This window comes from Duganella sp. BJB476 (genome assembly GCF_003416895.1).
Taxonomy (GTDB): domain Bacteria; phylum Pseudomonadota; class Gammaproteobacteria; order Burkholderiales; family Burkholderiaceae_D; genus Rugamonas.
The window spans coordinates 1,033,010-1,045,158 of record NZ_QVIO01000001.1 but is presented as its reverse complement, the minus strand read 5'-3'; the positions used below and the strand labels follow the sequence as shown (position 1 = coordinate 1,045,158).

12 protein-coding genes are annotated in these 12,149 nt (G+C 63.4%); 2 read left to right on the top strand and 10 right to left on the bottom strand.

What is annotated here, in order from left to right; all coding sequences use genetic code 11:
* Nucleotides 1–3: 3 nt before the first annotated feature.
* From urtD to D0T21_RS04610, 6 genes are all read right to left on the bottom strand, one after another.
* A complete protein-coding gene (gene urtD / locus D0T21_RS04635; RefSeq protein WP_116988639.1) occupies nt 4–813 on the bottom strand; it encodes an urea ABC transporter ATP-binding protein UrtD in 810 nt (269 codons plus the stop codon).
* On the bottom strand, nt 810–1,892 hold the full coding sequence (urtC, locus tag D0T21_RS04630) for an urea ABC transporter permease subunit UrtC (RefSeq protein ID WP_116988638.1): 1,083 nt from the start codon (nt 1,890–1,892) through the stop codon (nt 810–812). Before urtC ends, urtD begins: the two co-directional genes overlap by 4 nt.
* A complete protein-coding gene (gene urtB, locus D0T21_RS04625) occupies nt 1,889–3,463 on the bottom strand; it encodes an urea ABC transporter permease subunit UrtB (RefSeq protein ID WP_116988637.1) in 1,575 nt (524 codons plus the stop codon). Before urtB ends, urtC begins: the two co-directional genes overlap by 4 nt.
* Nucleotides 3,464–3,531: 68 nt before the next feature.
* On the bottom strand, nt 3,532–4,731 hold the full coding sequence (urtA, locus tag D0T21_RS04620) for an urea ABC transporter substrate-binding protein (RefSeq protein ID WP_229211407.1): 1,200 nt from the start codon (nt 4,729–4,731) through the stop codon (nt 3,532–3,534).
* A gap of 79 nt (nt 4,732–4,810) precedes the next feature.
* Nucleotides 4,811–5,926 (bottom strand): porin, encoded by a 1,116-nt coding sequence (locus tag D0T21_RS04615; protein ID WP_229211332.1) that lies wholly within the window; start codon nt 5,924–5,926, stop codon nt 4,811–4,813.
* 129 nt (nt 5,927–6,055) lie between these two features.
* The gene (locus D0T21_RS04610; protein ID WP_116988634.1) at nt 6,056–7,783 is read right to left on the bottom strand and encodes a S41 family peptidase; all 1,728 of its coding nucleotides are present in this window, start codon (nt 7,781–7,783) and stop codon (nt 6,056–6,058) included.
* A gap of 111 nt (nt 7,784–7,894) precedes the next feature.
* Here D0T21_RS04610 and D0T21_RS04605 point away from each other — a divergent pair, with 111 nt between their 5' ends.
* A complete protein-coding gene (locus tag D0T21_RS04605; protein ID WP_116988633.1) occupies nt 7,895–8,122 on the top strand; it encodes a hypothetical protein in 228 nt (75 codons plus the stop codon).
* Nucleotides 8,123–8,156: 34 nt separating this feature from the next.
* Here D0T21_RS04605 and D0T21_RS04600 read toward each other — a convergent pair whose 3' ends face one another.
* Nucleotides 8,157–9,185, bottom strand: coding sequence for a hypothetical protein (locus tag D0T21_RS04600; protein ID WP_116988632.1), 1,029 nt, complete (start codon nt 9,183–9,185; stop codon nt 8,157–8,159).
* Nucleotides 9,186–9,300: 115 nt separating this feature from the next.
* Between D0T21_RS04600 and D0T21_RS04595 the strand changes: the two genes are divergently transcribed.
* Complete coding sequence (locus tag D0T21_RS04595) at nt 9,301–9,723, top strand: hypothetical protein (protein WP_116989356.1); 423 nt, start codon at nt 9,301–9,303, stop codon at nt 9,721–9,723.
* A gap of 12 nt (nt 9,724–9,735) precedes the next feature.
* Here the strand turns inward: D0T21_RS04595 and D0T21_RS04590 are convergent, their stop codons facing one another.
* The 3 genes from D0T21_RS04590 to galU are packed head-to-tail and all read right to left on the bottom strand — an operon-like array spanning nt 9,736 to nt 12,142.
* Complete coding sequence (locus tag D0T21_RS04590; RefSeq protein ID WP_116988631.1) at nt 9,736–10,701, bottom strand: ion channel; 966 nt, start codon at nt 10,699–10,701, stop codon at nt 9,736–9,738.
* An 8-nt stretch (nt 10,702–10,709) separates the two neighbouring features.
* A complete protein-coding gene (gene def, locus D0T21_RS04585) occupies nt 10,710–11,246 on the bottom strand; it encodes a peptide deformylase (protein WP_116994281.1) in 537 nt (178 codons plus the stop codon).
* Entirely contained in the window at nt 11,243–12,142 is a 900-nt protein-coding gene (gene galU, locus D0T21_RS04580; protein ID WP_116989355.1) for a UTP--glucose-1-phosphate uridylyltransferase GalU, read from the bottom strand. The genes def and galU overlap by 4 nt, the downstream gene beginning before the upstream one ends.
* Nucleotides 12,143–12,149: the final 7 nt, after the last annotated feature.

Genomic DNA, 12,149 nt, shown 5'->3' with positions numbered 1-12,149 from the left:
TCGTCAGCGCCCCAGATAAACTTCAATCACCCGCTCGTCGGACTGCACTTGCGACATCGTGCCCTGTGCCAGCACCGAGCCTTCGTGCAGCACCGTCACCACGCCCTGCTGCGCGATCTCCGTCACGAACGCCATGTCGTGCTCCACCACCATGATCGAATGCTTGCCGCGCAATTCGTTGAGCAGCTCCGCCGTGCGCGCCGTTTCGGCGTCGGACATGCCGGCCACCGGTTCATCCAGCAGGATCAGCTGCGGCTCCTGCATCAGCAGCATGCCGATCTCCAGCCACTGCTTCTGCCCGTGCGACAGCAGCCCTGCCAGGCGCTGCTCGCTGCCGTTCAACCGTATCAGCTTGAGGATCTCGTCGATCTTGCCGCGCTGTTCGGACGACAGCCGCGCGAACAAGGTGGGCCGCACGCGCTTGTCGGTCTTCATCGCCAGTTCGAGATTTTCAAACACGGTGTGCTGCTCGAAGATGGTCGGCCGCTGGAACTTGCGGCCTATGCCGGCATGGGCGATCTGGTATTCCGTCATGTGGCTCAGGTCCATGGTCTGACCGAAGAAGGCAGTGCCGGAGGTTGGCCGCGTCTTGCCGGTGATGACGTCCATCATCGTGGTCTTGCCCGCGCCGTTAGGGCCGATGATGCACCGCAGCTCGCCGACCGAAATATCCAGGCTCAGTTTATTCAGCGCGCGGAAGCCGTCGAACGACACCGTGATCTCTTCCAGGTACAGGATGGCGCCGTGCGTGGTGTCCAGTCCCGGCTCCGCCACGCGGCCCGACGAGATGTTCACATGTTCGTTGGCGCTCATGCCTGCTCCTTGCGCCAGCGCGCCGCCAGTCCCGCTATGCCCTGCGGCAGGTAGCGCGTCACCAGGATGAAGATCAGTCCCAGCGCGAACAGCCACAGATTCGGGAAGGCGCCGGTGAACCAGCTTTTCAAGCCGTTGACGGAGAACGCGCCGATGATAGGCCCCAGCAGCGTGCCGCGGCCGCCCACCGCTGCCCAGATCACCATCTCGATCGAGTTCGCCGGCGACATCTCGGACGGGTTGATGATGCCGACCTGCGGCACATACAGCGCGCCCGCTATCCCGCACAACACCGCCGACAAGGTCCACACGAACAGTTTGAACCACAGCGGGTTATAGCCGATGAACATCAGCCGCGATTCCGAATCGCGCACCGCTTGCAGCACGCGTCCCAGCTTGGACTTGACGATCCAGCGGCACAGCAGCAGCGAGCCGGCCAGCATCGCCAGCGTGACCAGGTACAGCGTCGCCTTAGTGGCGGGCGCGCTGATCGAGTAGCCCAGTATCCGCTTGAAGTCCGTGAAGCCGTTGTTACCGCCAAAGCCGGTGTTATTGCGGAAGAACAGCAGCATGAAGGCGTAGGTCATGGCTTGCGTGATGATCGAAAAGTACACGCCCTTGATGCGCGAACGGAAAGCGAAGAAACCGAATACGAACGCCAGCACGCCCGGCACCAGCACCACCAGCGCTACACAGTACCAGAAGCTGTCGGTGGCGGACCAGAACCACGGATAGGTTTTCCAGTCGAGGAAGACCATGAAGTCCGGCAGGTCGCTCTGGTACACGCCCTCCCTGCCGATGGCGCGCATCAGGTACATGCCGTGCGCATAGGCGCCCAGCGCGAAGAACACGCCGTGGCCCAGCGACAGGATGCCGGCATAGCCCCACACCATGTCGAGCGCCAGCGCGGCCAGAGCGTAGCACATGAATTTGCCGACCAGGCTGACCATGTAGCTGGGTACATGCAGCGGATGGCCGTCCGCAAAGGCCAGGTTCAGCAAGGGCAGCGCGGCCAGCACCACGCAGCAGGCGGCGATGCCGCTCCACGCCTGGCGCGAAAAGAGAGAGGGATGATTCATTCTGCGCTCCTGCCTTTCATGGCGAACAGGCCCTGCGGCCGCTTCTGGATAAACATGATGATGAAGACCAGGATGGCGATCTTGGCCAGCACCGCGCCCGCCACCGGCTCCAGGAATTTGTTCGCTTCGCCCAGTCCCAGCGCGGCGATGATGGTGCCTGCCAGCTGGCCGACGCCGCCCAGCACCACCACCATGAAGGAATCGACGATGTAGCTCTGGCCCAGGTCCGGCCCCACGTTACCCAGCTGCGACAGGGCCACGCCGCCCAGTCCCGCGATGCCGGAGCCGAGGCCGAAGGTCATCATGTCGATCTTGGCGGTGTAGACGCCGACGCAGCCGGCCATGCGGCGGTTCTGCATCACGGCGCGGACGAACAAGCCGAGCCGGGTCTTGTTCAGTATCAGCCAGACGCCCGCCACCACGAACAGCGCGAACACGATGATGACGATGCGGTTATAGGCCAGCACCAGCGAGCCAAGCACCGTCACGCCGCCCGACATCCACGACGGATTCGCCACCTCGACGTTCTGCGCGCCGAAGATGGTGCGTACCGCCTGCATTAGTATCAGGCTGATGCCCCACGTGGCCAGCAGCGTTTCCAGCGGACGGCCGTAGAGCCAGCGGATCACCGTGCGCTCCAGCGCGATGCCGACGGCGGCCGTCACCAGGAAGGCGGCCGGCAGCGCGGCGATCAGGTAGCAGTCCACCGCCGAGGGGAAGTAGTTGCGGAAGCCGAGTTGGCACAGGTAGGTGGTGTAGGCGCCTATCATCAGCAGTTCGCCGTGGGCCATGTTGATGATGCCCATCAGGCCGAAGGTGATGGCCAGGCCCAGCGCCGTCAGCAGCAGCACGCTGGCCAGCGAGATGCCGTAGAAGACGTTGCCGATAAATTCGGTGCGGGCCAGGCGACTGTCCAGCGCCTGCAAGGTGTGGGCGGCGGCCACGCGCACCGACTGGTCGGGTTCCTTATCGCTCTGCATCGCTTGCAGCAGCGGGCGCAGGTTGGCGTTGCTGCTGTCGGCCAGCGCTTCGACGGCGACCTTGCGCTTGGCGGCTTCCGGCGATTGCAGGTTGGCGGTGGCGGCGACCAGTTGCAGCATGGGGCGGATCTCGGCGTCCTGCTCGTTCGCCAGGGCCTTCTCGATCAGCGGGGCCTGCGCCAGCGTGACGCTTTTTTGCAGTTCGGTGGCTGCTGCCAGCCGCTGCGCGCGGTCTGGGGCGAATAGTTTGAGGGCGGACAGCGCGTCGTCGACGGCGCCGCGCAGGCGGTTGTTGACCATCACACCATCCAGCCCTTCGGGCAGTGGGCCGGTTGCGCCGGTGGCCGGGTTGTAGGCTTTGTCGTCGGTGACGATGTAGATGCTGCCGTCCGGCGTGGCGTACAGGGCGTCGCCTTTGAGCGCCGTCAGCAGGCGGATGGCGTCGTCGTTGGCCAGCGCGCCGATCTTGACGATGGCATCGACGCGGGCGTCGGGATCGCCGCCGGCCAGGGGCGCCAGCAGTGTGCTGTCGATGGCGGCATGCGCCGCGCAGGACAGCAGCAGGCAGGCCAGGAGCAGGAGTTTTTTCAAGGTGGTGTCCTCAGTGGTACTGGTTTGCTGCGGGCTCCGTCGCACCGACCGGAGCCCCACGGCACGGCTTACAGCTTCTGCTTACCCTCGTTACCGGGAATGTACGGGCTCCACGGATTCGCGCGCACCGGACCTGGCGTCTTCCACACCACACTGAACTGGCCGTCCGGCCGGATCTCGCCAATGAACACCGGCTTATGCAAATGGTGATTGGTCGGATCCATCGTCAACGTAAAGCCCGACGGCGCCTTGAAGCTCTGCCCCGCCATCGCCGCGATCACCTTGTCGGTGTCGGTCGACTTGGCCTTCTCCACCGCCTGCGCCCACATATGGATGCCCACGTAGGTCGCTTCCATCGGATCGTTGGTCACGACGGTATTCGCGTTCGGCAGCTTCTTGGCGATGGCATAAGCCTTCCACTTCTTGATGAACTCCGTATTCACCGGATTCTTCACCGACTCGAAGTAGTTCCACGCCGCCAGGTGGCCCAGCAGCGGCTTGGTATCCACGCCGCGCAGCTCCTCCTCGCCCACCGAGAACGCCACCACCGGCACATCGGTCGCCTTCAAGCCCGCGTTGCCCAGCTCTTTGTAGAACGGCACATTGGAATCGCCGTTGATGGTGGAGATCACCGCCGTCTTGCCGCCCGCCGAGAACTTCTTGATGTTGGCGACGATGGTCTGGTAGTCCGAGTGCCCGAACGGGGTGTACACCTCGTCGATATCGCTATCCTTCACGCCCTTGCTCTTCAGGTAGGCGCGCAGGATCTTGTTGGTGGTGCGTGGATAAACGTAGTCGGTCCCCAGCAGCACGAAGCGCTTGGCGCCACCGCCCTCCTTGCTCATCAGGTATTCCACCGCAGGTATCGCCTGCTGGTTGGGTGCGGCGCCGGTGTAGAAGACATTCTTCTCCAGCTCCTCACCCTCGTACTGCACCGGGTAGAACAGCAGGCTATTCAGCTCTTTGAACACCGGCAGCACCGACTTGCGCGACACCGACGTCCAGCAGCCGAACACCACGGACACCTTGTCCTGCGCGATCAGCCCGCGCGCCTTCTCGGCGAACAGCGGCCAGTTGGAGGCCGGATCGACCACCACCGCCTCCAGCTTCTTGCCCAACACGCCGCCCTTGGCGTTGATTTCGTCGATGGTCATCAACGCCACATCTTTCAGCGACGTTTCGGAAATCGCCATCGTGCCCGACAGCGAATGCAGGATGCCGACCTTGATGGTGTCGGCGGCGTAAGCTTGCGCGCCGGCGGCCAGCATGGCGGTGGCGGCGGCGATACGGCTCAGGGATGCGATGAAGTTGCGACGATTTTGCATGAGATAGCTCCGTGTGGTGGAATTAGAATTGCAGCTGCAAGGTGACCGAGAACTTGTCCGTATCGGCGGCCTTGGTGACCTTGGTCTTCGAGTACACGGCGCTAACCTGCGCGTTGTAGCCGTCGATGATGTAGTTCACGCCTGCGTCATACTGTTTGGTGTCGATGTCGGTATCGGCGGCGAACTTCTGCCAGCGCACGAAGGGTTGGAACTTGCCCCAGCCGGCCTTCTCTTCGAAGATCCAGGAAGCGCCGGCCGAATAGGCCTTGCCCTGTTCGGACTTGATGATGTCGTCCGTGTTGTAGTCGTACCAGGCAGCTTCCAGCGCGAAGGCGCCGGAGCCCTTGACCCGTTTCTCCATCAGGAAGTCGACGTTGTAGGAGCTGTACTTGCCGCTCTTGGCGATGGTGAGAATGCCGTCCTTCTGGTAGCGTCCCGCCACGCCGATGGACAGGATGTCGGCGCCGCCGAGGTAATTGCCGGTGCCGTAGTAGCCCGGTTCCGCATCCCAGAAGTCGTACTGCAAGCGGCCCGCGTACATCAGCGAGTCGTCGGCCTTGACGCCCGCCGCCTTGGCCTGCGATTGCGTCATCGAGCCGATGCCAAAAGTATGGCCTTCGAACACGCCGAACGAGTAACCCAGCTTGCCTTCGGCGACATCGCCCCAGACCACCACGCCATCATCGCGGCCACGGAAGATGCCGCCGTTGTAGCCGTAGCGCGAAGCCACGCCGGCCCAGTAGCCGCCGCCCAGCGAGTAGTACGGCCCGGCCATGTTGGCGCGGTCGCTAGGCGATAGCAGACGGCCGGCCCAGATGTTCAACTCGGGTGAAATGGCGAACTGGCCGGCCGCGTCCAGGATGCGGATCTTGTCGCCGTCCCATTCGGTGTTCAGCATGCCCTTGATGTTCTTGTTGAGCGACGCGCCCAGGAACAAGCGCGCCGAATCCAGGTTGAAGTCGCTGGAGCGGTCGGTGCCATTGGGCGCCCCGTCCTTGGCGCTGGTGTAGCTCTCGCGCATGCCGAAGCCGACGCTGACCGACTTGTCTTCGCCAAAGTTGACCGTGGCGCCGGCCTGCGCATTGCCTACTACTGCAGCTGCTGCGGCCAGCAGCATTCCCCGTTTCAAACCCATCATGTTCCCCTTTTCGGTTTTGGATGCTGCAAGATTAGCCAGCAGACAAGCCGTGAGGAATACGTCGAATGACGTAGTGGTATGGGAGGGACAGGAGGATGCGCCGCCTGTAGGGCGGCGCGGGAGGGAGTATTACTTGCGCAGTTCGGCGACGGCGCGGTCGAGCACCGGGTCGGCGCCTGCGCGCAGCGACGTTACGGTGCGGCGTACTTCGACATCAGGCATGACGCCCTTGCCGACAAAGGCGCTGCCGTCCGGGTAGACGTCGCGCTTGACGCAGATGCGCGCCGAGCCGCCGCCCGGCAGTTGGATGAACAGGGGCTGGCCGGTGCTGCCACCGGTGGCCTCGCCGACGATGATCCCGCGCTTCATCAGCCTGAAGGCGACAGCAAAATCTTCCGCGGCGGAGAAGGTCTGCGCGCTGGTCAGCACAGCCACCGGACCGTTGAAGACCTCCTTGTGCTGTGCCTTGTAGGTGTCACCGGCGAAGTCCGTCGGCGTCCAGAAGATGGCGGGGCTGACTTGCGCGCGCATCACGGCGTTGCCATCGCGGCGGTAGGAAGCGGCGCTGCCAATCGGCTGCCGGCTCAACCAGGACAGTATCCGCAAGCCGAATCCGCTGGAGCCGCCGCCGTTGCGCCGTACGTCGATCACCAACCCTTTGGCCTTCAGGATGTCCGGGACCGCCTTCTCGAACGCCCTGACGCTTTCGTCGTTCTCGAAATGGTCGATGGAGATATAGGCGATATCGCCCGGCAGCGTCTTGAAGACAAACTGCTGCGGCGCCTGATAGCTGCCGGAGCGCTCCACCACCTCATCGCGCTCCGTACCGTCCGCGCCGCGCACGCGCAATGTCAGCGGTTTGCCAGCGTCGCCCATCAGCAGTTGATAGGAATAGGTGCGCATCGCCCGGTCCTGTGGCGTGGATGCGCTGACGAACGGCTCGATCCGCCGGTGGCCATATTCCAGCACCGGCTCGTCGTCGACGGCGACAATCTCGTCGCCGACGTGCAGGCGCGCCTGCAATGCGGGATTGCCGACTCGCTCGACCAGCACCTTGTCCTCCACCAGCACGGTGCGCAGCGGCGGACGCGCATACAACTCGTCGCTTAGCTCTTCCGGCGGATAGATGTTGGTGTGGCCGTCCTGCAGCAAGGGCGCCAGCTGCATCATGATCCGATAGTAGTCGCGCGTGGTCGGCGCCGCGATCACCTTGGTCAGATAGTCCATGTAGACCTGGTCCCACGCCAGGCCGGGCACGTGATCGAAGTGGACGAAACTCTCACGTGCCTCGGCCCAGAACAGCGACAGGCCGGCGACCTTCTCCTCCACCGTCAGCACCGCCTTGTACGGCGTGGCGATGGCGGGTACTTTGTACAGACGGTCCGGCAAGGCCATCGTCTGCTGCACCGCCTTGAAGCGCGGTTCATCGCGCAGGCTGTTGAACTCGGGGCCGGCCAGCATGGCTGAAAAAGCCGGCATCCACAGCATGCCCTGTACGCGTTCCAGCGCCGCCAATGCCTGTTCTTTCATGCCCAGTCGCGCGTACACGCCGGCCAGCGGCAGCAGCAGGTTGATATTCTCCGCATACAAAGGTTTATAGCCGTTGGCGTGCTCGGAGACCTGAGGTGTCGCCAGATAGTCCAGCAGCTTCTGATACTTCGGCACCGCGCGCTTCAGGTCATCCGGCGTCGCCGACGCGGGCTCGCTCAATCTCTGCGCTTCGCTGCGTTGGGCGCGCATGTATTGGTAGATCGCCGGGGTGCCAGCATCCAGCGGCGGCGTTGTCGCATCGGCCGCCAGCGCCAGCGGCGTGAACAGGGCTGCCAGCACCAGCATGGCGAGTGGTTTGAGTATCATTGCATCCTTTTCGGTTACGCAAGTGGCGGAGATGTTGGCATAAAAGCACCTCCTCCGCAATCGCCCCGATTTAGTGGCACAATAACGGCTTACTTTTTTTGGAAGACCATCATGACCATTTTTGCCGCCTCGGTTTTCGACGCCACCGTTATCTACGAAGGCAATGAACTGTTCAAAGGCCAGGGCGCAGCGCGCGGCTGGGCCGAAAAACTGGCGAAGGAACTGGAGTGCGAAATCGGCGTCGAAAAGCTCGGCACCGGCTGGGTACTGACCGGCACCGTCGACGGCGAAGCCTGCAAGTGGAGCATCGTCGGCCAGCGCCTCAAACGCATGGACTAAAGCGTGCGCTAGCGCACAACATCGCCTGCAACACTCAGCGGCCGGCGGCAACCGGCGGTGAAGCCTCGGCGCGCAGGATGATCACGGCGGTGGCGATGTCCTCGTGACGATTGCGCGCCGGCGAGTTGACCGTCATGTAGATTTTCACCGCCGCCAGCGTAGCGTGGTCGCCGAAAAACGCTCCCTCGGCGTCGTAGCGCTCCGGGAAGTTCTCCTTGTTCAGTGGGCACGACAACGATTCATTCTTCCCGCGGTTCGGCCGTTTCTCGCATTTGACGTAGCTGTCGCCGTTGACGGCGGCGGCGATCAGATGATCGGTGGGCTGGTCCAGCATCACCGGAAAACTGAAGCGACGCGCAACCCCGTCCACCTTCATCTCGAAACTGAGCACGCCCTTGTAGGCCGGCAGATTGTCGAGTTTCAGTTTGGCGTCCGATATTTTACCGGGCGGGATAAAGCCGTCGCCGCCAAGGCCGCCGCGGAAGGTCGCATCGGTGCCGTCGATCTGGCGGTACTCCATGCTGCGGTGTATGAACAGCAGATTGTCGTAGGCCGATTGCGGAATCGGTTTGTTGGCCGCCATAGCCTGGGCCTGGGCCACGATCGCCAGCATGCGCGCCTGTCGCTCCGCCGGTCCCGGCATCGGCCCGTGGCTGGCTTCCACAGTCAGCCGTACCTTCGACTCCTGGCCGACAAACAAATGCATATTGTCGCGTCGGCCCCACCATAATTCGCCAACCGGCCCGGTGCTGCCGGACTGCTCCCACGCCGCCGGGTCGTAGGTGTCCTTCGGCGCAGGATCTTCGCGGCCCAGGTCGGGATTGCGAAGTCCCGCCAGCTTGCCGTCCTTGCTGAACGCCGCCATTTTGTACGAGCCACCGTAGTTGGTCGCGCCGACGCCGGCGTTGGACGAAAACTGCGAACACACGTTCTGACTGGCGCCGGCGGGCAACCACGGCTTGGCTGCCGGCGGGCAGCGCTCCAGTGTTTCAGGGCCTGCTGCGGCGGGCAACGCCATCCACAGCGCCGCCAGTAAGGACAGGGTCGGGTACTTGTTCTTCATGGAGCGTATGCTTGAATTAAAAGATAATATTATATGCCTGCTAATAATCAGGCGCCGCACAATGTGGGGTTCGGAGTAGAATTTAACTTTGACTATGCCGTCGAGTCGTTTCACCATGCCTGAAGCACTGCCCTTCCCGATTCGAAAAGAATGCCCGCCCGGCGCCTGCGAGTGCGGCCGCGACGAGCTGCTGGAACAATGGGATGGTGCGCCCGACGCCACGGATATCCGCATCCTGCGCCTGACGCGTGAGCAGGAGAAGGCGCTGATCGAGCGTATCGAGAACATCGCCAGCTTCGAGGAGCTGGGCCACATCGAGCAGCGCATGCAGGAGCAGCTGGGCATCCGCCTGACCATCACGCCCAGCGCGAACGGCGTGCGCACCGTGATGGGCCTGCAGATACGCCTGGTGGAGCAGCCGGGCCTGTGCCGCAAAACCCGCGAAAACGTGCCGGCCGCCGTGCGCCGCTGCTTCAACAAAAACCCCGATATCGTCTACGCGCTGCTGAATGCGCGCGACCTGCTGGGCGCCGAATAGCGCCCGCCATACTTAGCCGGGATGCGCCAGCGCCGCGCCAGGCATGCTGCCTCCGGTCGTGCCATCCGGGTAGATGTCGTGGAATTTGCTGTAGTCCAGTATCCGCACATTGCCGTCCTGCTTGTCCGACATGATGTCGGCAAAGTGGTGGTTGAAGAAGATGTGCTCCGCCGCGTAGGTCTGGCGCGCGTGGACGAAATCGTTGAGCGTGTCGTCGGTGCCGGAGACGGCCACCGACAGCGTGGCGCCCTCCTTCTGCAGATCTTCCTGCGACTTGCCCCAGAACGGACTGGATTCGTCGATCTTGTGCAGGATGGTCCATGTCAGCGCGAACACGCCGGACCGCTCGCGTTCCAGCTGCAGATCATAGAAGCGCGTGAAGATCTGCCCTTCCAGCGTCATCTCGCGGCGGATCAGCGTGGCGCGCACCGAGGCTTCCAGTATCAGGTTGCCGCGTTCGTTACCGGTCCTCAGCATCAGCGTCGGCACGCCGTTGAATGGCGTGATCACGGCGACGTCGGAAAACATGATGCGCGAGGTCGGACGCGAGAAGCGCGCGAACAACAGGCCCGTCACCGTCGCCACCTCCACCATGCCGAGCAGGATCTCGGTCGAGGCGACCACGTGGCCATAGGTCGAACCGGGGTTCATATAGCCATAACCGACGGTGGCCAGCGTTTCGATCGAGAAGAAGAAGGTGTCGAGGAAGGAGCCGGGCCGCGCGTTGGACACCGAGCCTGGCACCAGGAAGAACGCCAGCGCGAACCCCACGTTGGTGACCATGTACAAGCCGCCAACCAGCAGGAAGAAGCGCGGCCAGCTCAGGGTCAGCATCCAGTGGTAGATGTCGCCCCAGTACCAGCGCCCCAGGCCTACCCGCTTGATCTGCGACGTCCCCATCCGGAACACGCCGCGCTCATTGCCGACCCGTGGACGGATGACCTTTTGCGCAGGCTTGCGCACCGGACCTTCACTCATCGCCTGCCTCAATCGTCGTCGTTGGGATCGAGGTCGGGGAACATCACCTCGGTGAAGCCGAACCGGGAGAAGTCGGTGATGCGCATCGGGTACAACACGCCGAGCAGGTGGTCCACTTCATGCTGCACCACGCGCGCGTGGAAGCCGTCGACGTCGCGCAGGATGGGCTGCCGGAACTGGTCCACGCCTTCGTAGCGCAGGCTGGTGAAGCGCGGCACGCTGCCGCGCAGGCCAGGCACCGACAGGCAGCCTTCGAAGCCCTCTTCCATCTCGTCCGACAGCGGCGTGAGGGTGGGATTGATTAATACCGTTTCCGGCACTTGCGGCGCATCGGGATAGCGCGCGTTCTGTTTGAAGCCGAAGATCACCAGCTGCAGGTTGACGCCGATCTGCGGCGCCGCCAGGCCCGCGCCGTTGGCGGCGTGCATGGTGTCGAACATATCGGCGATCAGCTCGCGCATGGCCGGTGTATCGAACTCGGTCACCGGCTCGGCCACGCGCAGCAGGCGCGGATCACCCATCTTCAGGATTTCGCGCACCATCATTTGCTGCCCCCGTTGATTTCGCACTGCATATCGCGCAGGAACTGGCAGTACTCGGCGCCGGTTTCCGGGTGCTTGAGGCCCATCGCCGTCATCGCCTTCAGGTAGCCCAGCTTGGAGCCGCAATCGTAGCGCTGGCCGTCGTAGCGGTAGGCCAGCACGCGTTCATCCTTCAGCAGCGCGGCGATGCCGTCGGTCAGCTGAATTTCGCCGCCGGTGCCGGTGCCGAGGTTTTCCAGGTACTGGAAAATCCGGCCCGACAGCACGTAGCGGCCCACCACCGCCAGCGTGGACGGCGCCACATCCGGCGACGGCTTCTCGACGATGCCGTGCACCACTTCCAGCTTCGGCTGGTAGGCCGAGGCGCTGACGATGCCGTACTGTCGCGTGGCTTCGCGCGCCACTTCCTGCACCGCCAGGATGCTGCAGCGCTCATAGGCATGCAGCTCGGTCATCTGTGCCAGCACCGGCTTGATGCCGTCGGCGGTGTCCATGAAGTCGTCCGCCAGCAGCACGGCGAACGGCTCGTCGCCGATCACAGGACGCGCGCACAGCACCGCATGGCCCAGGCCCAGCGGCTCGGACTGGCGGATGTAGATGCAGTTGACGTGCTTCGGAATAACGTTCTGCACCAGTTCCAGCAAGGACTTCTTGTCGGCCGCTTCCAGTTCCGCTTCCAGTTCGTAGGCCTTGTCGAAGTGGTCTTCGATGGCGCGCTTGTTACGGCCGGTGATGAACACCATTTCCGTGATGCCGGCGGCGACCGCCTCTTCCACGGCGTACTGGATCAGCGGCTTGTCGACGATGGGCAGCATTTCCTTCGGCTGCGCCTTGGTCGCGGGAAGGAACCGGCTGCCAAGGCCGGCCACAGGGAATACGGCTTTTCTGATTTTGGACATGATCATC

Excerpts from the sequence above, each read along its gene's own strand:
- galU (WP_116989355.1), bottom strand. The coding sequence starts at position 12,142 with ATGTCCAAAATCAGAAAAGCCGTATTCCCTGTGGCCGGCCTTGGCAGC.
- urtC (WP_116988638.1), bottom strand. The coding sequence starts at position 1,892 with ATGAATCATCCCTCTCTCTTTTCGCGCCAGGCGTGGAGCGGCATCGCC.
- D0T21_RS04615 (WP_229211332.1), bottom strand. The coding sequence starts at position 5,926 with ATGATGGGTTTGAAACGGGGAATGCTGCTGGCCGCAGCAGCTGCAGTA.
- D0T21_RS04600 (WP_116988632.1), bottom strand. The coding sequence starts at position 9,185 with ATGAAGAACAAGTACCCGACCCTGTCCTTACTGGCGGCGCTGTGGATG.
- D0T21_RS04605 (WP_116988633.1), top strand. The coding sequence starts at position 7,895 with ATGACCATTTTTGCCGCCTCGGTTTTCGACGCCACCGTTATCTACGAA.
- D0T21_RS04590 (WP_116988631.1), bottom strand. The coding sequence starts at position 10,701 with ATGAGTGAAGGTCCGGTGCGCAAGCCTGCGCAAAAGGTCATCCGTCCA.
- def (WP_116994281.1), bottom strand. The coding sequence starts at position 11,246 with ATGATGGTGCGCGAAATCCTGAAGATGGGTGATCCGCGCCTGCTGCGC.
- D0T21_RS04595 (WP_116989356.1), top strand. The coding sequence starts at position 9,301 with ATGCCTGAAGCACTGCCCTTCCCGATTCGAAAAGAATGCCCGCCCGGC.
- urtA (WP_229211407.1), bottom strand. The coding sequence starts at position 4,731 with ATGCTGGCCGCCGGCGCGCAAGCTTACGCCGCCGACACCATCAAGGTC.
- D0T21_RS04610 (WP_116988634.1), bottom strand. The coding sequence starts at position 7,783 with ATGATACTCAAACCACTCGCCATGCTGGTGCTGGCAGCCCTGTTCACG.
- urtD (WP_116988639.1), bottom strand. The coding sequence starts at position 813 with ATGAGCGCCAACGAACATGTGAACATCTCGTCGGGCCGCGTGGCGGAG.